20 protein-coding genes and 1 tRNA gene are annotated in these 21,974 nt (G+C 71.3%); 10 read left to right on the top strand and 11 right to left on the bottom strand.

Going from position 1 to position 21,974, the window contains the following annotated elements; all coding sequences use genetic code 11:
- Positions 1–2: 2 nt before the first annotated feature.
- Positions 3–1,964, bottom strand: coding sequence for a hypothetical protein (locus tag WFI16_RS21225; RefSeq protein WP_419899853.1), 1,962 nt, complete (start codon positions 1,962–1,964; stop codon positions 3–5).
- Positions 1,965–2,176: 212 nt separating this feature from the next.
- On the opposite strand from WFI16_RS21225, the gene WFI16_RS21220 reads away from it, so the two are divergent.
- From WFI16_RS21220 to WFI16_RS21210, 3 genes are all read left to right on the top strand, one after another.
- Complete coding sequence (locus WFI16_RS21220; RefSeq protein ID WP_419899852.1) at positions 2,177–3,739, top strand: calcium-binding protein; 1,563 nt, start codon at positions 2,177–2,179, stop codon at positions 3,737–3,739.
- A 126-nt stretch (positions 3,740–3,865) separates the two neighbouring features.
- Positions 3,866–4,258 (top strand): response regulator, encoded by a 393-nt coding sequence (locus WFI16_RS21215; protein ID WP_419899851.1) that lies wholly within the window; start codon positions 3,866–3,868, stop codon positions 4,256–4,258.
- Between the two features lie 109 nt (positions 4,259–4,367).
- Positions 4,368–5,183 carry a CheR family methyltransferase gene (locus WFI16_RS21210; protein ID WP_419899850.1) on the top strand — a complete coding sequence of 272 codons (816 nt, stop codon included), beginning with the start codon at positions 4,368–4,370 and terminating at the stop codon, positions 5,181–5,183.
- 49 nt (positions 5,184–5,232) lie between these two features.
- On the opposite strand, the gene WFI16_RS21205 is transcribed toward WFI16_RS21210, so the two are convergent.
- From WFI16_RS21205 to proV, 3 genes are all read right to left on the bottom strand, one after another.
- Positions 5,233–6,096: a glycine betaine ABC transporter substrate-binding protein gene (locus WFI16_RS21205; protein ID WP_419899849.1), complete on the bottom strand. Its 864-nt coding sequence runs from the start codon at positions 6,094–6,096 to the stop codon at positions 5,233–5,235.
- Positions 6,097–6,202: 106 nt separating this feature from the next.
- Positions 6,203–7,141, bottom strand: coding sequence for an ABC transporter permease (locus tag WFI16_RS21200; RefSeq protein ID WP_419899848.1), 939 nt, complete (start codon positions 7,139–7,141; stop codon positions 6,203–6,205).
- A 23-nt stretch (positions 7,142–7,164) separates the two neighbouring features.
- Complete coding sequence (gene proV, locus WFI16_RS21195) at positions 7,165–8,451, bottom strand: glycine betaine/L-proline ABC transporter ATP-binding protein ProV (RefSeq protein ID WP_419899847.1); 1,287 nt, start codon at positions 8,449–8,451, stop codon at positions 7,165–7,167.
- A gap of 157 nt (positions 8,452–8,608) precedes the next feature.
- Here proV and WFI16_RS21190 point away from each other — a divergent pair, with 157 nt between their 5' ends.
- Positions 8,609–8,800 (top strand): hypothetical protein, encoded by a 192-nt coding sequence (locus tag WFI16_RS21190; protein WP_419899846.1) that lies wholly within the window; start codon positions 8,609–8,611, stop codon positions 8,798–8,800.
- Positions 8,801–8,939: 139 nt separating this feature from the next.
- Here WFI16_RS21190 and WFI16_RS21185 read toward each other — a convergent pair.
- Positions 8,940–9,013: transfer RNA gene (locus WFI16_RS21185), tRNA-Arg, on the bottom strand.
- A gap of 56 nt (positions 9,014–9,069) precedes the next feature.
- Entirely contained in the window at positions 9,070–10,020 is a 951-nt protein-coding gene (gene pip / locus WFI16_RS21180) for a prolyl aminopeptidase (protein WP_419899845.1), read from the bottom strand.
- Positions 10,021–10,133: 113 nt separating this feature from the next.
- On the opposite strand from pip, the gene WFI16_RS21175 reads away from it, so the two are divergent.
- On the top strand, positions 10,134–10,937 hold the full coding sequence (locus WFI16_RS21175) for a hypothetical protein (protein ID WP_419899844.1): 804 nt from the start codon (positions 10,134–10,136) through the stop codon (positions 10,935–10,937).
- A 36-nt stretch (positions 10,938–10,973) separates the two neighbouring features.
- On the opposite strand, the gene WFI16_RS21170 is transcribed toward WFI16_RS21175, so the two are convergent.
- The 5 genes from WFI16_RS21170 to WFI16_RS21150 are packed head-to-tail and all read right to left on the bottom strand — an operon-like array spanning position 10,974 to position 16,240.
- Complete coding sequence (locus WFI16_RS21170; RefSeq protein WP_419899843.1) at positions 10,974–11,708, bottom strand: ABC transporter ATP-binding protein; 735 nt, start codon at positions 11,706–11,708, stop codon at positions 10,974–10,976.
- Positions 11,705–12,553, bottom strand: a complete 849-nt coding sequence (locus tag WFI16_RS21165) for an ABC transporter ATP-binding protein (protein ID WP_419899842.1) — start codon at positions 12,551–12,553, stop codon at positions 11,705–11,707. The genes WFI16_RS21170 and WFI16_RS21165 overlap by 4 nt, the downstream gene beginning before the upstream one ends.
- Before the next feature lie 5 nt (positions 12,554–12,558).
- The gene (locus tag WFI16_RS21160; RefSeq protein WP_419899841.1) at positions 12,559–13,458 is read right to left on the bottom strand and encodes an ABC transporter permease; all 900 of its coding nucleotides are present in this window, start codon (positions 13,456–13,458) and stop codon (positions 12,559–12,561) included.
- Positions 13,458–14,585 (bottom strand): ABC transporter permease, encoded by a 1,128-nt coding sequence (locus WFI16_RS21155; RefSeq protein ID WP_419899840.1) that lies wholly within the window; start codon positions 14,583–14,585, stop codon positions 13,458–13,460. Before WFI16_RS21155 ends, WFI16_RS21160 begins: the two co-directional genes overlap by 1 nt.
- A 47-nt stretch (positions 14,586–14,632) precedes the next feature.
- The gene (locus WFI16_RS21150; protein WP_419899839.1) at positions 14,633–16,240 is read right to left on the bottom strand and encodes an ABC transporter substrate-binding protein; all 1,608 of its coding nucleotides are present in this window, start codon (positions 16,238–16,240) and stop codon (positions 14,633–14,635) included.
- Positions 16,241–16,515: 275 nt separating this feature from the next.
- On the opposite strand from WFI16_RS21150, the gene WFI16_RS21145 reads away from it, so the two are divergent.
- The 5 genes from WFI16_RS21145 (at position 16,516) to WFI16_RS21125 (ending at position 21,897) form a co-directional block, all read left to right on the top strand.
- Complete coding sequence (locus WFI16_RS21145; protein ID WP_419899838.1) at positions 16,516–17,193, top strand: phosphoribosyltransferase; 678 nt, start codon at positions 16,516–16,518, stop codon at positions 17,191–17,193.
- A gap of 19 nt (positions 17,194–17,212) precedes the next feature.
- Positions 17,213–17,575: a DUF423 domain-containing protein gene (locus WFI16_RS21140; protein WP_419899837.1), complete on the top strand. Its 363-nt coding sequence runs from the start codon at positions 17,213–17,215 to the stop codon at positions 17,573–17,575.
- Complete coding sequence (locus WFI16_RS21135) at positions 17,572–18,504, top strand: SAM-dependent methyltransferase (protein WP_419899836.1); 933 nt, start codon at positions 17,572–17,574, stop codon at positions 18,502–18,504. The genes WFI16_RS21140 and WFI16_RS21135 overlap by 4 nt, the downstream gene beginning before the upstream one ends.
- 98 nt (positions 18,505–18,602) lie before the next feature.
- Positions 18,603–20,984, top strand: a complete 2,382-nt coding sequence (locus WFI16_RS21130) for a mechanosensitive ion channel domain-containing protein (protein WP_419899835.1) — start codon at positions 18,603–18,605, stop codon at positions 20,982–20,984.
- The gene (locus WFI16_RS21125; RefSeq protein ID WP_419899834.1) at positions 20,926–21,897 is read left to right on the top strand and encodes a YihY/virulence factor BrkB family protein; all 972 of its coding nucleotides are present in this window, start codon (positions 20,926–20,928) and stop codon (positions 21,895–21,897) included. The genes WFI16_RS21130 and WFI16_RS21125 overlap by 59 nt, the downstream gene beginning before the upstream one ends.
- Positions 21,898–21,974: the final 77 nt, after the last annotated feature.

Below are 21,974 nucleotides of genomic sequence, written 5' to 3'. Positions count from 1 at the left end.
GCTCAGGCGGAGACAGGAGCCTGGCGGAGCGTCGCGGCATCGGGCGCGGTCAGGCCCAGCAGCACGGTCGGCTGGGTGGCGGCATTGCCCTCGCCGGCCAGTGGGCTGGTGCGGATCTCCAGCGTGCCGTCGACCTCCTTCACCCGGCCGCGCAGCGCGCGGAAGCTCGCCTCCTGCAGCGTGGTCAGGGCCTGCCGCGTCGCCGGGTCGAGCGCCAGCGCCCCCTGTTCCACCGCCAGCGCCACCGCGCTGCAGGCGCGCATCAGCAGGCCGAGCTTGAAGGACCAGAAGCCGCCATCCTCCTCCCAGCGGCCATCGGCGCGGCGGCTGCGCACCAGCGGCGTTTCCAGCGCGTGCAGCCCGGCCTCGGTCGGCACCTCCTGCTGGCCGACGCGGATGGCGGCGATGCCGCGGGCGATGGCCTCCTGCAGCCGGGGGTCGGGCCAGCGCAGGCTGATGCGGGCCAGGGCCAGCAGGGCGGCGGCGTGGTTGTCGAGATAGGCGGCCTGGCCGGGCTCGGCGAAGGCGCCGCCCTCCGCCTCGGGGCGCTGCAGGGTCAGCAGCAGGTCGAGGCCGCGCGCCAGCCGGGCGCCATAGCGCTCCTCGCCCGTCGCGCGGTGCAGGCTGGTCAGCGAGACCAGCGCGAAGGCCAGGCTGCGCAGATAGACGCGCTCGCCGCGCAGCCCCTCGGGCGTGCCCTCGCCGAGGGCGGCGAAGAACAGGTCGAGATGGCGGTCGTACCAGGCGCGCAGCTCCAGGCGGCGCGGCTCGGGCAGCGGCGGGTCATAGGCGCGGGTCGCCGCATGCAGCAGCTGGGTCGCCACCGCGTTCAGCGCCACGCCATGGTCGGCGGTCAGTCCCGGGTCGCGACCGGCCAGGCTGGCGGGATCGCGCAGGATTTCGGCATAGGCGGGCAGGCCCAGGGTCGCGCTGCCGGCGGTCAGCAGCCGCTGCTCGACCGCCTGGAACTGGGCGCCGCCGCCCAGGCTGTCGCAGGCATGGCGCAGCAGCAGCCAGTGCAGCCGGCCGTCGCGCGGCTGCGCCTTGACGCTGTAGACGATGGCCGGCACCGCCGGCGCGATATGCAGGCCGAGCGCCGCGCCGGGGGTGTTCTCCTCCATCAGGCTGACCAGCTCGGTGGCGCCGGTCTGCAGCGTCGCCAGCGGCCCGTCGCCCAGCGTGACGGCGCGGCTCTGGCCGCCGGCGGTCAGGCTGATCTGCGAGAAGGGGTGGCGCGGCTCGCCCGAGAGCTCGTCCACCGCGGTTGTCAGGCGGATATGGGTCAGCTGCACGCCGGGCTCGGCGCGCAGGGTCACGCTGGCCTGCAGCCGCGGGTCGCCGGCGGTGATGCGGTATTCATAGCGCAGCCGGCCGACCACCTTGGTCGCCTTGCGCAACAGCCCGACCTCGGCCTTCAGCACGCTCTCATGGAACAGCAGGGCGCCGCCGGGCTGCGGCTGCACGCCGAATTCGGCGATCGCCTCCTCGACATCGAGGCAGAAGCGCTGGCGGCCGATGCGGAACTCGACCAGGTGGCCGGTATAGTGGACCGGCCGGCCGTTCGGCGCCTCGCGCACCGCCTGGCGGAGGATGCCCTTCGACAGGTCGCCGGTGAAGCGGTGCGTGGCGGTGACCACCGCGAAGTCGCGCGGATCGGCCTGGACGATGCGGCATTCGGGGGCGGCGACCCGGCGCATCAGCAGCGGGCCCTGGCCCATGGCCAGCAGCAGCTCCGACAGCCGGTCCGACAGCTTGCCCCAGCGCCCGCGCAGGCCGGGCTGGGCCAGCAGCTCGACCGCGGTGGCGGTGTCGCCGGTCCAGCACCATTCCGAGGTGGCGAAGGGCACATGCGTCTCGCGCAGCGCCGCGACCTCGCGCCCGTCCAGCGGCAGGCTGCGCAGCAGGTGACGCTCCAGATAGGCGATCAGTCGGTCGCGCTCGGGCGCACGCAGCATTTCGGCCATCGGTCTTCAGGCTCCGCTCACAGGCTCGGTCACGCGGCATGATAGAGCGGGACGGCCGGGGGCGCGACTGCCTCTCGGTCGGGCCCGGCCGCGCCCAGGCTTTTCGCTGCCGCTTCAAGGGCTTGGCTACATCCATTCGTCATCGCGGCTGCGGTTGACACTGCGCAAAACCACCCGGATACGAAACATTCGTCAACCGGAGGGAAAACCTGATGTCCATCAAGCCCAAGCTCCTCACGCTGCTGGCGGTCTTCGACGGCACCACCGGCGACGACCATATCAGCGGCACCGAGGCGGCGGACCAGATCAGCGGGGGCCTGGGCAACGACAGGCTCTATGGCCGCGGCGGCGACGACGTGCTGGACGGCGGCGCCGGCGACGACCAGCTGAATGGCGGGCTGGGCACGGACCGGATGGTCGGCGGCGCCGGCAACGACACCTATGTCGTCGACAATATCGGCGACCGTGTGGTCGAGGCCAGCGGCGGCGGCATCGACATGGTGAAGAGCAGCGTCACCTTCTCGCTCGGCGGCAGCTTCATCGAGAACCTGACGCTCACCGGCGACGCGCGGATCGACGGCACCGGCAATTCACTGTCCAACGTGCTGATCGGCAACCGGGCGGCGAACACGCTCTACGGGCTCGGCGGCAACGACGTCATCGATGGCGGTTTCGGCGCCGACACCATGCATGGCGGCACCGGCAACGACATCTATTACGTCGACAACCTGATGGACCGGGTGATCGAGGCCGCCGGCGAGGGCACCGACAGCGTCCGCAGCAGCGTCGACTTTTCCCTCTCCGACCATGTCGAGAACCTGACCTTGACCGGCACGGCCCAGACCGGTTTTGGCAATGCGCTGGACAACACGCTGCGGGCCGAATCAGCCGTGTCCGTCCCGCCCTGGGTTCAGGCCGCCCTCTTTCTCTACGGCCTTGACGGCGACGATCGCCTGGAGGGCTCGGCGACGCTGGCCACGCTGCTCGACGGCGGCACCGGCGCCGATGTCATGATCGGCGGCAGCGGCAACGATACCTACTATGTCGACAATATCGGCGACCGCGTCGTCGAGAACGGCAATGGCGGCGTCGACACCGTCTACAGCACGATCAGCTTCAACCTGGGCGGCGGCTTTGCCAACAACATCACCCTGGGCGACCTGGAGGTCGACACGCCGCAGCCCGACCTGAACGGGTTGGGCAACAGCCTGGACAACATCCTGATCGGCAACAACGGCCGCAACCGGCTGGAGGGCAAGGCCGGCAAGGACGAGCTCTACGGCCATGGCGGCGACGACACGCTGCTGGCCGGCGATGGCACCGACCTGCTGTTCGGCGGCGACGGCAACGACTACCTCGATGGCGGGCTGGGCAACGACCGGATGGAGGGCGGCGCGGGCGACGACTGGCTGGTGGCCCGAGGCGGCAGCAACATCATGACCGGCGGCGAGGGCATCGACCGTTTCGAGATCCGGGCGCAGGCCTCGTCCTCGATCACGGATTTCCGCCCTGGCGAGGACTACATCCTCATCTCGGCAGCGGTCTTTGGCGGCGGGCTCTATGCCGGCATGGACCTGGAGGAGGAGGATTTCTATCAGCCCCACGGCGGCCCGGCGACCGGCAACCATGGCAGGCTGGTCTTTGAGCAGGGCGTGCCGGGTTGGGCCAGCAGCCTTTACCTGGACCCCGATGGCAGCGGGCCGGAACGGGGCATCAGCATCACCGGCATCACCGGCGGCGCCCCCCTGCTGGAAGACATCATCATCGTCGCCTGAGCCAACCCGGCTCTCCATTCGACAAGGGTTAACATCGCGTAAACGTCAACGCTCCTAGATGCCGCCGTGACCTGGCGGGTTCCGTGCCCGGCGCAAGGGATCTGCAGGCGGACAAGGAGCGCTGGCGTGGACGAGGCATTGACCGTCCTGGTCGTGGATGACAGCCGGGTGGTGCGCAAGCTGGCGCGCCGCATGCTGGAGAAGCATGGCGCCGTGGTGACCGAGGCGGCCGACGGCCAGGAGGCGCTGGATGCCTGCCGCCTGGGCCTGCCGAAGCTGGTGCTGCTCGACTGGAACATGCCGGTCATGGACGGGCTGGAATTCCTCAAGGCGGCGCGGGCCGAGTTCGGCCCGGACGAGCCGCTGGTGATGCTCTGCACCACCGAGAACGACTTCGAGCGCATCCTGATGGCGCTGGGTGCCGGCGCCCAGGAATACATCATGAAGCCGTTCGACGACGAGATCCTGACCGGCAAGCTGGCCCAGCTCGGCCTGGTGCCGGAACCGGCGGGGTCCTGACCCCGCCGGGCGCAGCCGGCGGCGCCACGCCGGCATCGGACCCCCGACCGCCCCCGGGGGGTGACCATCGCCTCAGCAGCCACGGGGACTCCCGGGCCGGAGACGCCGCATGAACGCGGAGAGCTTTGTCCTGATCGCGACGCTGGTGAAGGCGCGCGCCGGCATCGTGCTGACGCCGGACAAGGACTACATGCTGGAGACCCGGCTGGCGCCGATCCTGCGCTCGGAAGGCCTGCCCAGCCTCGACGCCCTGGCGCTGAAGCTGCGCGACACCCGCTCGGAGATCCTGGCCCGCGCGGTGACCGAGGCGCTGACCGTCAACGAGAGCAGCTTCTTCCGCGACGGCAAGCCCTTCGAGCACCTGAAGCGGCTGATGCCCAAGCTGCAGGCCGCCCGTCCGGCCGGGCAGAAGCTGCGCATCTGGTCGGCCGCCTGCTCGACCGGGCAGGAGGCCTATTCGGCCGCCATCGTGCTGCGCGAGCTCGGCATCCGCGACGCCGAGATCCTGGGCACCGACCTCTCCCGCGAAGTGGTGGAGCGCGCCCGCGAGGGGCTGTTCACCCAGTTCGAGGTGCAGCGCGGCCTGCCGGTGCAGATGCTGGTGAAGTATTTCAAGCAGGAAGGCGGCAAGTGGCGGGTGGCGCCCGAGCTGCGCGCCATGACCCGCTTCGAGGAGCGCAACCTGCTGGCCGATCACCGCGCCCTCGGCCGCTTCGACGTGATCTTCTGCCGCAACGTGCTGATCTATTTCGACCCGCCCACCAAGGAGCGGGTGCTGGACGCGATGGCCGGGCTGCTGGCCCCGGATGGCGCGCTCTATCTCGGCGGCGCCGAGACGGTGCTGGGGCTGAGCTCGCGCCTGGCGCCGGTGCCGGGCGAGCGCAGCGCCTATGGCCTCGCCTCCAGCATGGCGCTGGCCGGCTAATCTGCAAATGCGGCCCGGGACGGTGTCCCGGGCCGGCGTTTCTCCAGCCTTAGCCGGCGAACCAGCCGTTCACCCGGCTGGCATGCTCGTCGATATAGGCGGCGACGGCGGCGTCGTTGTCCTTCTCCTGGGCGACCAGCATCGCCGCCTCGAGCTCGGCCAGCGGCATGTTCAGCCTGGAGAGGAAGGCGGCCAGCCGCGGCTGCTGCTGCTTCAGACCCGGACGGCCGAGGGCGATGACCTCCTCCGCCCCGCCCAGCGACCCCTTGGGATCGGCGATGTAGCGCAGCGCATGCTTGCCGAACATCCAGTGCGGGCTCCAGGCGGTGGCGACGATCCACTGCTTGCGGCGGATCGAGCGCTCGACCATCGACAGCATCGCCGCCTCGCTGGATTCCTGCAGCGTGTAGTCGAGGCCGTAGTCGGTAATCGCCTGGCGCGACAGCCGGGTCAGCCCGGCGCCCGGCTCGATGCCCTGGATGCGGCCCGACAGCTTCTCGCGCACATCCGGCTTGGCCAGGTCGGCGATCGAGGCCAGCTCGGCCTCCGGCACGTAGGACGGCACCACCCAGCCGAGCTTGGCGCCGTTGTAGAGAACGCCGAGGCGCTCGACCTTGCCCTCGACCCGCTGCCAGTAGTCGGCATGGGTCTTCGGCAGCCAGCACATCAGCATGGCGTCGACATCGCCGCGCGCCAGGCCCTGGTAGAGCGGCGCGACATCGGTCTGCACCAGCTCGACCTTCAGATCCAGCTTCTGCTCGGCGAGCTTCGCCGCCAGCCGGGTGATGAACTCGGCATCCGCCCAGGGGGCGAAGCCGAGCTTCACCGTGTCGGCGGCGCGGGCCAGGCGGGGGGCGGCGAGCGCGAAGGGGGCGGCGGCGGCGAAGGCCAGGAAGGTGCGGCGTGCATGCATGAGGTCAGCGTTCCTGTTGTTGTTCGTGGCGCAGGCCCGCCGCCTCGCCGCGCATTTCTGCGCGCGGCGACAAGGCGACCCACGGATGGGAAGAAACCGAAAGAAATCAGGCGCGGCCCGGCTGGCCCTGGGGCTGGCCCTGGGGCGCCGCGTCCTCGGCCTCGGCCTCGGCCGGCTTGCGGCTGGCCAGCGCCGCGCGCAGCCCGCCGAACAGGCTGGGGCGCGCCGTGCCGAAGCTCTGGGTGATGCGGTCGAGCAGCACGGCGAGCACGACGACGGCGAGACCGCCCTCGAAGCCGGTGCCGACATCGAGGCGCTGGATGCCGGTCAGCACGGTATTGCCGAGGCCGCCGGCGCCGATCATCGAGGCGATCACCACCATCGACAGCGACAGCATGATGGTCTGGTTGATGCCGGCCATGATCGAGGGCAGGGCGTTCGGGATCTGCACCTTCAGCAGCAACTGCGTCGGCGTGCAGCCGAAGGCGAGCCCGGCCTCGATGAATTCCGAATGCACCTGGCGCAGGCCGAGATTGGTCAGCCGCACGACGGGCGGCATGGCGAAGATCACCGTCGCAATCGTCCCCGGCACCGCGCCGAGACCGAAGAACATGGCGGCCGGGATCAGGTAGACGAAGGCCGGCATGGTCTGCATCAGGTCGAGCACCGGGCGCGCAATCCCCTGCACCGCATTGCTGCGGGCCATGGCAATGCCGAGCGGGATGCCGACCAGCATGGCGAAGCCGGTCGCGGCGAGGACCAGCGACAGCGTCTCCATCATTCGCGGCCACAGGTTCATGCCCATGATCAGCGCCAGCGCGGCGACGGCGAAGACGGAAAACTTCCAGCCGACGCGCCACAGCGCCAGCAGCGCGATGCCGGCGATGACCACCGGGGCCGGCAGGCCGACCAGCGCGTCGCGCAGGCTGTCGGTGACAAGGGCGATGGCGGCGGCGATGCCGTCCAGCGCCGGGGTGAAATGGTCGAGGACGAAATTGACGGCCGCGTCGGCCGCCTCGCCGATCGGCAGATCGAGATCCTGCATGGCGTGCTCCTGGCTGCGGGCGTTCAGTCGGTGGACCGGTCGAGGCTCATCAGCAGCGTCGACTTGCTGATCGAGCCCAGATAGCGCTGCGCGCCATCGACCACCGGCAGCGGATGCGGGCTCTGCGCCACGCGGCCCATCACCTCGGACAGCAGGTCGTCCGCGTGCAGCGGCGCGACATCGGCCAGGAAGGCGCGGGGATAGGGATCGGCGGCGCCGCTGCGCGCGGCCTGCGCCAGCGACTCGGCGCTGACCATGCCGTGGTAGCGCTTGTCGCGGCCGACCACGATGGCGGTGTCGCGGTCATGCCGGCGCAGCCGCTCGAGGGCGGCCGGCACCGCCATGCCGCGGCGCTCGATCAGCGTCACCTGGGTCTCGAGGGCGATGTCGCGGGCGCGGAACACCTGGCTGACATCGACATTGCGGAAGAAGGAGCGGACATAATCGTTGGCCGGCCTGGTGACGATCTCGTCCGGCGTGCCGACCTGCACGACATGGCCGTGCTGCATGATGGCGATGCGGTCGCCGATGCGCATGGCCTCGTCGAGGTCATGGCTGACGAAGACGATGGTGCGGCTCTGCTCGGATTGCAGCCGCAGCAGCTCGTCCTGCATCTCGGCGCGGATCAGCGGGTCGAGCGCCGAGAAGGCCTCGTCCATCAGCAGCACGCTGGGCTCGCTGGCCAGCGCGCGGGCGAGGCCCACCCGCTGCTTCATGCCGCCCGACAGCGCGTCGGGGCGCGACTGCGCGTAAGGAGCCAGGCCCACGCCCTGCAGCGCCGCCATGGCGCGGGCATGGCGCTCGGCCTCCTTCACGCCGGCGACCTCGAGACCGAAGGCGGCATTGTCGAGCACGCTGCGGTTCGGCAGCAGCGCGAAGGACTGGAAAACCATCGCCATGTCGCGGCGGCGCAGCGCGATCAGATCCTGGGGCGAGAGCTTCGTCACGTCCTGGCCGTCGATCTCGATGGCGCCAGCGGAGGGCTCGATCAGCCGGTTGATCAGCCGCAGCAGGGTCGACTTGCCGGAGCCGGACAGCCCCATGATGACGAAGATCTCGCCGGCATGGATGTCGAAGCTGGCATCGTGCACGCCGATGGTGCAGCCGGTCTCGGCCAGGATCTCTTCCTTGGTGCGGCCCTGGCGGGCCAGGGCGATCGCGGCCTCGGGCCGGTCGCCGAACACCTTGAAGACGTTGCGGACGGCGATCTTCACCGGCGCCGCGGCCTCCTCGCCCGGCAGGGCGGCAGGGGCAGGAAGGGCCGACGGGTTCGGCCGGGCGTCGCCGCCCGGCAGGGTCGTGGTTTGCATGGTCCTCGAGTCATCCTCGGGCCTGCCGCCCGCCTTCGGGGACGGCATCACCTCCATGGAGTTCGCGAATGACGGCATCTGTGGATTGTGCCCCGAAAATGACACAGTCCAGAGACGCCGCCGGCTTGGGGCCAAGGTCTAGGCATTCATCGGATGAATGTCCACCCTGAAATGGGAATGGCCAGAACAATCACAGAATCGTCGGGATGATCCGGAGAATTACAATCCAGAATTGATGCGGTTCTTGGCGGGTGTCCAGCCGCATGAATTCGCATGTATTGGTGATTATGAATTGAAATCCGGATTCAAAACGAACATGACTGATCGTGGTGAGAGAATTGCTTCCTGAACTCGCCGTGGCGGTAGCGGTTTCAGGCCATCCGTTGCGGATCAGGAGCGGCGTCAGAGCCGCGGAGCGTGGCGGGCAAGCGCCATCACGGCCGGTCCGCCCTGCGACCCGACCGACCATCCATCTGAAACGGGAGAAATGTCCCCGGCGGGATTCGAACCCACGGCCCCCAGATTAGGAATCTGGTGCTCTATCCGGCTGAGCTACGGAGACACGGGCGGCAAGCTAGTGCAGATCGCGCCGCAACGGAACCCGGCTTCGGCCGCCTCTCAGCCCCGCTGGCGGAAGCGTTCCACGGCGGCGACCAGCGACACCCGCACCCCCGGTTCCAGCGCCGAATGGCCGGCATCGGGGACCACGGTCAGCCGGGCGCGCGGCCAGGCGGCGGCCAGGTCGAAGGCGCTCTCCGCCGGGCAGACCATGTCGTAGCGGCCCTGCACGATCTCGGCCGGGAGATGGGCGATGCGCGCCATGCCGCCGAGCAGCCCCTCGGGCGGCAGGAACAGGTCGTGGGCGAAGTAATGCGCCTCGATCCGCGCGAGGCCCAGGGCGGTGCGGTCCTGGGCGAAGCTCGCCACCGTGTCCGGGCTCGGCATCAGGGTCGAGCACAACCCCTCGTACTGGCTCCAGGCGCGGGCGGCGGGGAAATGCACCTGCGGGTCGGGATCGGTCAGCCGCGCCAGATAGGCGCGCAGCAGGTCGCCGCGCTCGGGGGCAGGGATGAATTCGGCGAACTGGCTCCAGGCATCGGGGAAGACCCGGCGCATGCCGTAGAGGAACCACTCCACCTCCTGCGCCCGGCCGAGGAAGACCCCGCGCAGCACGCAGCCCTGCACCCGCTCGGGATGCGCCTGGGCATAGGCCAGCGCCAGGGTCGAGCCCCAGGAGCCGCCGAACAGCAGCCAGTTCTCGATGCCGAGGAAGCGGCGCAGCGTCTCGATATCGGCGACCAGGTTCGGCGTGGTGTTGCCGGCCAGCTCACCCAGCGGCCGCGACCGGCCGGAGCCGCGCTGGTCGAAGATGATGATCCGCCAATGGGCCGGGTCGAAGAAGCGGCGATGCACCGCCCCCGCCCCGGCGCCGGGGCCGCCATGCAGGAACAGCGCCGGCTGGCCGCGCGGATTGCCCACCTGCTCCCAGTACATCACATGCCCCCCCGACAGCGGCAGCAGGCCGGTCTCGAAGGGCGCGATATCGGGGAAGAGGTCGCCGCGGGGCATGGCCGCATGTTTGGCCCGGCCGCCTCGCCCACGCAACACCAGGGCGCGAGAACTGCAATGTTTGCGGGTCGTCACCCCTTCGCGCGGGCCGGCTTGATGCTTAGTTTGACAGGATGGCGACGCCTCCCCCCGCTGGTCCGTCCTCCGCCGGCTCTCCCTCGGCCAATGCCCGACAAGGCCAGGCCGCGGGCGCGCTGCGCTGCGCCGTCTGCGGCGGCGAGAGCCGGCAGCCGCCCTTCCGCCCCGGCCCGCCCGAGCAGGCGCCCGACCTGGACCTGCGTCCCGGCGAGCCGCTGCGCGGCACCATGGCCCGCTGGCTGCAGCAATGCCCGCATTGCGCCTATGCCGCCCCCGATATCGGCCGCGCCCATCCGGCGGCGGCCGATGCGGTGGCCGCCGCGCCGTTCCGCGCGCTGATCGCCGACACCACGCATCCGCCGCTGGCGCGGCGCTTCCTGGCCTGGGCGCATGTGCTGGAGGAGACCGGCGCGCTGCATGCCGGTGCCGAGGCGACGCTGCACGCCGCCTGGGTCGCCGACGACATGAACCGGCCGGACCTGGCCATCGCCTGGCGGCGCGACGCGGTGGCGCTGTGGCGCTCCGGCCCGCCGCTGGATGCCGAGCAGACGGTGCGGGTGATCGATGCGCTGCGCCGCGCCGAGGAATGGACCGACGCGGCGACGACGGCCGCGGCGCTGGCCGCGCATCAGCCGCCCGAGGCGGTGGCGCAGGTGGTGGCGCTGGAGCGCCGGCTGATCGCGGCGCAGGATGCCGGGCGGCACACTTTGGCCAGCGCCGCCCCGCCGGCGCCGCGGCCGCATGTGGCGCAGCCGCGGGCCAACCGGAAGCCGGCCAGCGAGGGCAGGGGCGGCCTGCTCGGCTGGGTGAAGCGGCTGTTCGGGGGCAGGGGAGGCTAGGCCTCCCCGGGGCGGCCCCCGGGTCGCCGCGACCGGCTACCCTTCCAGCTCATGCGACAGCGCGATCAGCTCCCGCGTGTGCGGATGCTGCGCCGTGCCGTCGCGCAGCTGCTCCTGGCCGAGGATCTCGACGATCCGGCCGCCCTGCATCACGGCGAGCCGCCCGCAGAGATGGCCGATCACGGCCAGGTTGTGCGACACCAGGATGCAGGTCAGCTGGCGCGCCTGGCGCAGGTCGGCCAGCAGGTTCAGCACCTCCGCCTGCACCGAGACATCGAGCGCCGAGGTCGGTTCGTCCAGCAGCAGCACCGAAGGATCGGCGATCAGCGCGCGGGCGATGGCGACGCGCTGGCGCTGGCCGCCGGAGAGCTGGTGCGGATAGCGGAAGCGCGCCGCGCGCGGCAGCGCCACCTCCTCCAGCGCCCGGGTGATGCGGGTCTCGGCCTCGGGGATGCCGTGGATCGCCAGCGGCTCGGCCAGGATGCGGTCGACCGTCTGGCGCGGATGCAGCGACCCGTAGGGGTCCTGGAAGACCATCTGCACCTGCTTGAAGAAGGCGCGGTCGCGCTTCGGGCCGAGCGTCTTGCCGTCCACCGCCAGCCCGCCATCCCAGCCGGGGACGAGGCCGGCGATGGTGCGCAGCACGGTCGACTTGCCGGAACCGCTTTCCCCCACCAGCCCGAAGGTTTCTCCAGGGGCGACCTGGAAGGAGACGTCGTGCACCACGTGGTTGTGGCCGAAATGCACGTTGAGGCGTTCGACCTCGATCATCGCTGCGGCTCCAGCCAGGCGGGGTCGCGGGTCAGGGTCGGCAGGCGCGGCCTGGGTGTCGAGAGGCTCGGCATGCAGTCGAGCAGGCCGCGGGTATAGGCGTGCTGCGCGCGGTGCAGGTCGCGCGCCGGCAGCTCCTCCATCACCTGGCCGGCATACATGACGACGACGCGGTCGCAGAAGCGGCTGACCAGCGGCAGGTCGTGGCTGATCAGCATCAGCCCCATGCCGCGGGCCGAGACCAGCTCCTCGATCAGCTTCAGGATCTCGGCCTGGACGCTGGCGTCGAGCGCGCTGGTCGGCTCGTCGGCGATCAGCATGTCGGGGTTGGGGGCCAGCATCATGGCGATCATGACGCGCTGGCCCATGCCGCCAGAGATCTCATGCGGGTAGGAATCCAGCACGCGGCGCGGGTCGCGGATGCGCACCTGCTCCAGCAGCGACAGCGCCGCCTCCTGCGCCTCGCGCCTGCCGCCCTTGTTGTGGGCCAGCCAGGCCTCGGCGATCTGCCGGCCGACGGTCATCACCGGGTTCAGGCTGTATTTCGGGTCCTGCATGATGAGCCCGATGCGGCCGCCGCGCAGCCCGCGCATCTGCCGCTCGGAGGCGGCGAGTACGTCGATGCCGTCGAAGCGCAGCGCCTCGGCCTGGACGCGCGCCGAGCCCGGCAGCAGCCGCATCAGCGCGCGGCCGGTCACCGACTTGCCGGAGCCGCTTTCGCCGACGATCCCCAGCTTCTCGCGACCCAGGCTGAAAGAGATCCCGCGCACGGCCTGGGTGAAGCCGGCGGGGTTGGGGAAGTCGACCCGCAGCTTGCGGATCTCGACCAGTTTCGAATCGGGCATGCCGCTCACCGCTGCTTCGGGTCCAGCACGTCGCGCAGGCCATCCCCCAGCAGGTTGAAGGCGAGGCTGGCGGTGAAGATGGCGATCCCCGGGATCACCGGCACCCACCACTGCTCCAGGATGAAGCGGCGGGCGGTCGCGATCATCGTGCCCCATTCCGGGATCGGCGGCTGCGCGCCGAGGCCGAGGAAGCCCAGGCCCGCCGCGGTCAGGATGATCGACGACATGTCGAGGGTGACGCGCACCGTGAGGGATGGCAGGCACATCGGCGCCACATGGCGGCAGATGATCCGCAGCGGCGAGGCGCCGGTCATCTGCACGGCGGCGATATAGTCGGTGTTGCGGATGGTCAGCGTCTCGGCCCGCGCCAGCCGGGCATAGGGCGGCCAGGCGGTCAGCGCGATGGCGATGACGGCGCTCTCCACGCCCGGCTTCATGGCGGCGACAAAGGCCAGCGCCAGGATCAGCCGCGGGAAGGCCAGGAAGACGTCGGTGACGCGCATCAGCAGCTTGTCGACCAGGCCGCCGGCATAGCCGGCGACGCAGCCGACGATCAGCCCGAGCGGCGCCACCAGGATCACCACCGCGACCACCATGCCGAGGGTGACGCGGCCGCCATAGAGCAGGCGCGACCAGCTGTCGCGGCCGAGCTCGTCGGTGCCCAGCCAGTGCTCGGCCGAGGGCGGCGCCAGGCGGTTGGCCAGGCTCTGCACGCCGGGGTCATGGGTTGCCAGTAGCGGCGCGGCCAGGGCGAGCGCCAGCATGACCAGCACCACGGCGAGGCCGGCCACCGCCAGCGGGTTGCGGCGGAAGGCCAGCCAGAGCTGGTAGCGGCGGCCCCAGCGGGCCTGGGCGCGGGAGGCCGGCGCGTCGGAGAGCAGCCAGGCGCGGGAGACGGCGGCCATCAGGAGACCCTCGGGTCGAGCAGGCGGTAGAGCAGGTCGGCCAGCAGGTTCAGCGCGACATAGATCAGCCCGACCACCAGGGTGGCGCCGAGCACGGCGTTCATGTCGGCATTCAGCAGCGAGACGGTCAGGTACTGGCCGAGCCCCGGCCAGGCGAAGATGGTCTCGGTCAGCACCGCGCCTTCCAGCAGCCCGGCATAGGTCATGGTCAGCACGGTCACCAGCGGCACCGCGATGTTGCGGAAGGCATGGCCCCAGACGATGGTCGCGCCGGACAGGCCCTTGGCGCGGGCGGTGGTGACGTATTCGCTCTTCAGCTCGGCCAGCATGAAGGCGCGCGTCATGCGGGCGATATAGGCGAGGCTGAAGAAGGCCAGCACGCCGGCCGGCTGCGCCAGGTGCCAGAGCGCGTCGCGGAAGGCCGGGATGTCGCCGGCGAGCAGCGCGTCCAGCGTCAGGATGCCGGTCCGCTCATCCACCATGCCCTCGAAATAGATGCCCTGGCGGCCGGGGCCGGGGGCGATTTCCAGCGTCGCGTAGAACAGCAGCAGCGAGATCAGCCCGAGCACGAAGACCGGCAGCGAATGGCCGGCCAGGCAGAACAGCCGCACCCCCTGGTCGACCCAGCTGCCCTGCCGCGTCGCCGCCCAGACGCCGAGCGGCACGCCGATCAGCACCGCGATGAGGATGGCGACGGTGGCCAGTTCGAAGGTCGCCGGGAAGAAGCGGGCGATGTCCTGGGTCACCGGGTTCGAGGTCATCACCGAGCGGCCGAGATCGCCGCTCAGGATCTGCCCGAGATACTTCCAGAACTGGATGTAGAGCGGCTGGTCGAGGCCGAGCTCGAGCCGGGTGCGCTCGACCACGTCCTGCGGCGCGCGGTCGCCGATGATCGCCAGCACCGGGTCGATCGGCACCACGCGGCCGATCAGGAAGGTGACGAGGGCCAGGCCGAACAGGGTGATGGGCACGCTGGCCAGCGTGGCCGTGAGCGCCCTCAGCCGCAGCCGCGCCGCCGAGGGGCGGGCGGCTTTCGGCCGCGGCACGAGGCCGCCGGCGGGGGAGCCGCCGGGGCCTTGCGGATCGCCCGCCGGGAGGCCCGGGCGGGTGAGGCTGCTGTCGCTCACGGGTGCCGGCCGGAACACCCGGCACCCTGGTTCTGCCTGCGGTTCATTTAGGCCTTGGTGATCTTAACGTAGGAATGGCGGTCGTTCATCGGACCCATGTCGAAGCCCTTCACCCCGGCGCGCGAGACCGAGACCTCGATCTCCTGCAGCATGATGACGAAGGGCGACTGCTGCTGGTGGTCCTTCTGCAGCTGGACATACATCTCCGACCGCTTCGCCGCGTCCTGCTCCTTCAGCGCCGCGATGGTGCGGGCCGAGAGCTCGGGGATCTCCCAGCTGGCGCGCCAGGCGAGCGTCCGGTTGCGGGCGTTGTCGCTGTTGTCGGTGTTGATGCTGAAGGCCTCGGCATTGCTGTGCGGGTCGAAATAGTCGGAGCCCCAGCGGACCATGGCGATGTCATGGGTGCGGGCGCGGGTCTTGGTGATCACCGCGCGCTGCTCGCCCGGCAGCATGCGCAGGCGGATGCCGATCTCGGCGAGGTTCGCCTGGATCGCCTGGGCGATGTCGGCGAAGGGCGCGGCCGAGGCATAGTCGAGCGACAGCTCGAAGCCGGCGGCCAGCCCGGCCTTGGCCAGCAGCGCCTTGGCTTCGGCCACGTTGCGCTTGAACGGGTGCTCGGTCAGCGCGCCGGGCAGGCCGGCCGGCAGGAAGGCCTGGTGCACCGCATAGGTGGTGGGGACGATCGCCTTCTGGATGCCCTCGTAGTCGAGCGCCAGCTTGATCGCCTGGCGCACCTCGGGCTTGGCCAGGTTCGGGTTCTTCTGGTTCAGCGACAGGTACATCAGGCTGGCCTTGCGGGCCGGCTGCACCGTGTAGGCCGGATTGCCCTCGAGCTGCTTGATCTGGTCGGCGCCGAGGTTGCGGGCGATGTCGTAGTCGCCCTTGGTCAGGCCGAGCAGCTGCGCCGAGGGGTCGGCGATATGGCGCAGGATGATGCGCTTGATCACCGGCGGCGCGCTGGTGTGCGGGTTGGCCTCCAGCACCACGCTCTCGCTGGCGCGCCACTGGCGGATCACATAGCTGCCCGAGCCCGCCGAATTGGTCTTCAGCCAGGCATTGCCCAGGTCATCGCCCTGGGCATGCGACATGACCACGGCCTTCTCCACCACCGAGCCGACGGCGGCGGAGAGGCAGTAGAGCAGGAAGGAGGGGGCGGTCGGCTCGGCCGTCTCCAGCACCACGGTGCGGGCGTCGGTGGCGCGGATGCGCGCCGCGACATTCTCCTTGGTGAAGCCGAACTGGTTGATGATGAAGGCCGGCGCCTTGTTCAGCGTGACCGCGCGGCCGAGCGAGAAGGCCACGTCCTCGGCGGTGACCGGCTTGCCGCTGGCGAATTTCGGCCCGTCCTTCAGGGTGAAGGTGAAGGTCCTGCTGTCGGCGGAGGCCTCCCACTTCTCGGCCAGCTCGCCCTGGATGCTGGCGGGGTCGGAATTCGGGGTGGTCACCAGCTTCTGGTAGACGTTCCCGGCCAGCTCCGAGGCCGTGTACTCGAAGGCCTCGTGCGGATCGACGGTGATGATGTCGTCGATCTGCTTGGCGAAGACCAGCACGCCGGGCGGCGTCTGGGCCAGGGCCGGCCTGAGCGGGACCGATGTCAGCGAGACGGGAAGCGCGGCAGCGGCCGAGGCCAGCAGCAGCGAACGGCGGGTGAGCATGGTGGGTGAACCTCCTGCGAGCCGGGATTGCTTAGCGCGGCGCGGGGGGGCGGCGCCACGGGGCGTTGCGGCTTCCGGCCCGCATTCGGCAAGTTCCCGCGCCACGACAGGGATCGGGCGCGGTCCTGCCGCCCGGCCGGGCCGGGGCGCGGCGCCCTGGACAATTTGTCCAGCCCACGATCGATGGGCTGGAAACAGCGTCGCGCGGCGCCCCGGCGCCTCCCCCGGCGCATTTCCCCTGGCGCGGGCGCCCCGCCCATGGCATCCGCCCCGGCATGAGCGATGCATTCTGGCAGGAGTTCAGCGCCGGGGAGCCGGAGCCGGCGGGCTACCGCGACCGCTATCCGGCGCCGATGCCGGACGGGCGGCGCCTGGTGCTGCCGCTGCGCGACTATGGGGCGATCGCGGTCACCGGCTTCATCGCCAACCAGGCGGGCTTTCCGGTCCTGCGCGCCATCACCGGCTGGATGGCGCAGGCCGCCCGCCGCTTCGGGGCCGAGGTGGTGGTCGGGCTGCCGACGCTCGGCCATGTCGTCGGCGGGCCGGTGGCCGAGGCGCTGGGCCATCCCAACTGGGTCGCCCCGGGCTATTCGCGCAAGACATGGTATGAGGAGCGGCTGTCGGTGCCGACCTCCTCCTCCACCGCGCCGGAGGCGCGGCGGATGTGGCTGGACCCGCGCCTGCTGCCGCGGCTGGCCGGCCGCCGGGTGCTGCTGGTCGATGACGTGATCAGCACCGGCAGCTCGGCCCTGGCCGGGCTGCAGCTGCTGCGGCTGGCCGGCGTCGCGCCGGTCGGGCTCTGCGTCGCCATGGCGCAGGGCGACCGCTGGCAGGCCGACTGGCGGTCGGAGGTGCCGGTGGCGGCGGCCTTCTGCACGCCGCTGTTCCGGCGCGGGACGGCGGGCTGGCAGCCGGATGCCGCGACGCTGCCGCGCGGCGTCGCCGGGCCTTGAGGGTGAGGGAGTTCTGCTGATGTCGCGTCTCTGGCTGGTGCTGGGCTCGCTCTCCGGGCTGCTGGCGGTCGGGCTGTCCGCCTGGGCGGCGCATGGGCTGGAGGCCGGCGCCGCGGCGCGCGTCGCCAGCGCGCTCACCATGCAGGGCTGGCACGCGCTGGCGCTGCTGGCGGTGGGCATCCTCGCCGAGCGCCGCCCGGGCTGGGCGGTGCAGGCCGCCGGCACCTGCTTCGTCCTCGGCATGCTGGGCTTCTGCGGCGCCCTCTGGGTCGGCGCGCTGACCGGCGGGCCGGCGCGGCTGGCGCCGCTCGGCGGCACGCTGCTGATGCTGGGCTGGCTGCTGCTGGCCCTTGCCGCGCTGAAGCGCCCCGAGGCCGCATGACCATCCGCAGCGCCTATCTGACGCATGAGGGCTTCCACGCCGAGGTGGAGGAGGAGCTGCGCCGCAAGGGCGTCGCCATCGCCCGCTGGCACGGCCCCCTGGCGCTGAGCGAGCAGCCGCCGGTGGAGAGCGCCTGGGCGCTCGACGTCTGGACCGATCCGCGCGAGATCGCGGTGCCCTCGATCAAGGGCGCCGCCGCCGCCTTGCGCGCCATCCAGCGCAACTGGTCGCTGGAGCCGGTGCTGCACCACCGCCGCGCCGCCCTGATCGCCGAGAACCTGCCGCCGCTGAAGCCGAAGGCCCTGAGCTTTCCGGAAGTCCCGCCCGCCGGGCATCTGGGCGGCTGGACCCTGCTGGCCCCCGACCTGATGCTGGCCAGCCCGACCAAGACCAGCCCCTTCGTCAACGGCGCCATCCGCTTCGCCGAGGACCGCGAAGGGCCGCCGAGCCGCGCCTATCTCAAGCTCTGGGAGGCGCTGACCCGGATCGGCCGCTGGCCCGGGCCTGGCCAGACCAGCCTCGACCTCGGCGCCGCCCCGGGCGGCTGGAGCTGGGCGCTGGCGCAGCTCGGCGGCGCGGTGACGGCGGTGGACAAGGCGCAGATGGACCCGGCCGTGGCCGCCCTGCCCAATGTCACCATCCGCACCGAGAGCGCCTTCGGGCTGGAGCCGGAGAAGCAGCCGGTCACCGACTGGCTGTTCAGCGACATCATCTGCTACCCGGCCCGGCTGCTCGGGCTGGTCGAGCGCTGGATGGCCGCCGGGCGGGCGCGGAACTATGTCTGCACCCTGAAGTTCCAGGGCGGCACCGACCACGAGACGGCGGAGAAATTCGCCGCCATCCCGGGGGCGAAGGTCTTCCATGGCGCGCACAACAAGCACGAGCTGATGTTCTGCCTGCTCGACGCGCCGGGGGTGCCGCCGCGCTGAGGCCGCGCCGCCTCCCGGCCCTGTGAGGCGGGCGGGATTGGACCGGTACGGCGCGCGCCCTTAGGCTCCGCGCCGGAATCTGGAGAATACCCCGCCCGATGCGCTTCCTCCTGCTCGCCCTGCTTGGCCTCTGGCTGGGCACCGCCCCCGTGATGGCCCAGTCCCCGCCCGCCGCATCGGGCGCGCGGCCGGCGGCCAGCCAGGCCTCGATTGACGAGCTGGTGCGGGTGCTGGAGGACGAGGGCAGCCGCCGCGCCCTGATCGAGCGTCTGAAGGCGCCGCCCGCCGCCGGCCGCCCCGCCGCCGCCTTGCCCGTCGCGGGCGAGCCGACCTTCGCGCGCCGCCTCGCCGAATACAGCCAGCTGGTGGCCGAGCAGGCGGCGGCGATGGCCAAGCAGCTCGGCGCGCTGGCGACCGGCCTCGGCCAGGTGCTGAACCGGGCGGATGCCGCCGATGACGCGGTGTTCTGGCGCGCCATGCTCTCGGTCGGGCTGATGATCGGCGTGGTGATCGGCGGCTTCGCCCTGCTGCGGCTGCTGACCGCGCCGCTGCTCGCCGTGCTCGACCGGCGCGCGGCCCGCGCCGGCACCGGGCTCGGCGCCGTCGCGCTGCGCGCCGCGCTGGTCCCGCTCGGGCTGGTGATCGAGCTCTCCGCCGTGCTGCTGGCCTGGGCCGGCGGCTATTTCTTCGCCCTGCTCTATGGCCAGACCGGCGTCATCGCCGTGTACCAGACGCTGATCCTGAACGCCTTCCTGACGGTGGAGGGCGGCAAGGCGGTGGTGCGCGCCCTGCTGATGCCGCGCCAGCCGGCGCTGCGGCCGCTGCCGCTCGGCGACGAGGGCGCGCGCGCCTGGTCCTTCTGGCTCAGCCGCGCCGCCTCGATCATCGGCTATACCATGATGCTGCTGGCGCCGCTGCTGAACAGCTATGCCTCCGCCGCCGCGGCGCAGTCGCTGCGGCTGCTGGCCATGCTGCTGACCCTGGTGCTCGGCATCCTGGCGGTGCTGCGGCACCGCCGGGCGGGCCATGCCTGGGTCGAGGCGCGGCGCGACCGCCGCGGCCTGCGCGCCATGGGCCAGGCCTGGACCGCGCTCGGCCATGTCTGGCACCTGCTGGCCATCCTCTACATGGTGGCCCTGTTCCTGGCCTGGGTGGCCAACCCGCGCGAGGCGCTGTTCTTCATGCTGCGCGCGACGGCCCAGTCGCTGGCGGTGATCGCCGTGGCGGCGCTGATCCTGCACCTGATGCGGCGGGCGCTGGCCCGTGGCATCGCCGTGCCCGAGGCGGTGACCGAGCGGCTGCCGCTGCTGCAGCGGCGGCTCAACACCATGATCCCGGCCATCCTGAAGGTGCTGCGCGTCGCCGTGCTGGTCGCCGTGGCGCTCGGCCTGCTCTGGGCCTGGAAGCTGTTCGACCTGCCGCGCTGGCTGTCGACCGCCGGCGGCGGCCGCTTCGCCGGCGCCCTCCTCTCGGCCGGGCTGATCCTGCTGGCCGGCATGCTGCTGCACCTGGCGATGTCGAGCTGGGTGGAATACCGGCTGAACCCCAATTACGGCACGGTGCCGACGCCGCGCGAGCGCACCCTGCTGGCGCTGTTCCGCAACGCCGCCAGCATCGCCCTGGTGGTGATGGTCACCATGCTGGCGCTGTCGGAGATCGGCGTGAACATCGGGCCGCTGCTGGCCGGCGCCGGCGTCGTCGGCCTGGCCATCGGCTTCGGCGCGCAGAAGCTGGTGCAGGACATCATCACCGGCGTCTTCATCCAGCTGGAGAACGCGCTGAACGAGGGTGACGTGGTCGCCGCCGGCGGCGTCTCCGGCGTGGTCGAGCGGCTGACCATCCGCTCGCTGTCGATCCGCGACGGCACCGGCACGCTGCACCTGATCCCGTTCAGCGCGGTCACCACGGTGGCCAACATGATGAAGGATTTCGGCTACCACGTGGCCGATATCGGCGTCGCCTACCGCGAGAGCATCCCGGCGGTGAAGGCCGCCATGCAGGAGGCCTTCGCCCGGCTGAAGGAGACCGAGCACGGCGCCAACATCATCGGCGAGCTCGACATGCAGGGCATCACCAGCTTCGCCGATTCGGCCGTGATGCTGCGCGCCCGCATCAAGACGGTCGCCGGCAAGCACTGGGGCGCCGGCCGCGCCTATAGCGAGATCCTCAAGGAGGTGTTCGACGCGCAGGGCATCGAGATGCCCTATCCGCACCGCACGCTCTACTGGGGCGAGGACCGCCAGGGCAAGGCGCCGCCGCTGCGCCTGCTCGACGAGACGCCGCGCCGCCCTGCGCTCAACGCCCAGATGGCCCCGGCCGGGCCGGCGGCGCCGCAACCGCCAGCCGGGCCGGAACGTTGCCCAGGCGACGGCGATCCCGCCGCCGGGCGGTCGGACGCCGAAACTGCCGCGGAGCGGTCGGATGCTGAACAGGACGTGGTGGCTGATCCGGCAGAGCGTGCTCGGCTTCATCGAGGATGATTGCCTGAGCCGCGGCGCCGCGATCGCCTTCTACACGGTCACCTCGCTGGCGCCGGTGCTGCTGATCGCCATCGCCATCGCCGGCACCGTCTTCGGCGAGGAGGCGGCGCGCGGCGCCATCGTCGGCCAGCTCGGCGGGCTGATGGGGCCGGCCGGGGCGGAGATCGTGCAGAGCATCATCCTCAGCGCCTCCAACCCGACCTCCGGCCTGCTGGCCAGCGCCTTCGGCCTGGCGACGCTGCTGCTGACCGCCAGCGGCGTCTTCGGCGAGATCCAGTCCAGCCTGAACCTGATCTGGCGGGTCGAGGTCAGCGGCGACACCGTCTCCCGCCTGCTGCGCGCGCGCGCCGCCAGCCTCGGCCTGGTGGCGACGCTGGGCTTCCTGCTGCTGGTCTCGCTGGTGGTCAGCGCGGCGCTGACCGCGCTGGGGACGATGCTGGACGGCCACCTGCCGGCGCTGGCGCTGATCGTGCGGATCGCCAACACGGTGATCTCCTTCGCCTTGGTCGCCCTGCTCTTCGCCGCGATCTACAAGATCCTGCCCGACCGCCGCCTGGAATGGCGCGACGTCATCATCGGCGCCATCGCCACCACCTTGCTGTTCAACCTCGGCAAGACGCTGATCGGCCTGTATCTCGGCAGCAGCGCCGTGGGCAGCACCTATGGCGCGGCCGGCTCGGCGGTGATCGTGCTGCTGTGGATCTACTACTCGGCGCAGATCTTCCTGCTCGGCGCGGAATTCACCAAGGCCTGGGCGATGCACCGCGATTCCCGCGCCTGGCGGCGCCACCTGGCGAAGACGGGGCCGGAGGACAGCACGGCCGTGGTGCCGGAGGTGATGCCGGAGGTGGTCGCCGAGCTGGAGGCACCGCCGGAACGGCCGCCGATCGGCCTGCCGACGGCCATCGGTTAGGGCGGCGATGCCGTGCCTCGCCCCTTTCCATCCGGGCCAGGGGCCGATAGGGCAGGGGCCATGCGCGACACCTTCTC

Source organism: Roseomonas sp. USHLN139 (assembly GCF_037145735.1).
GTDB lineage: Bacteria > Pseudomonadota > Alphaproteobacteria > Acetobacterales > Acetobacteraceae > Pseudoroseomonas.
This window is presented reverse-complemented; position numbering and strand designations above follow the sequence as displayed.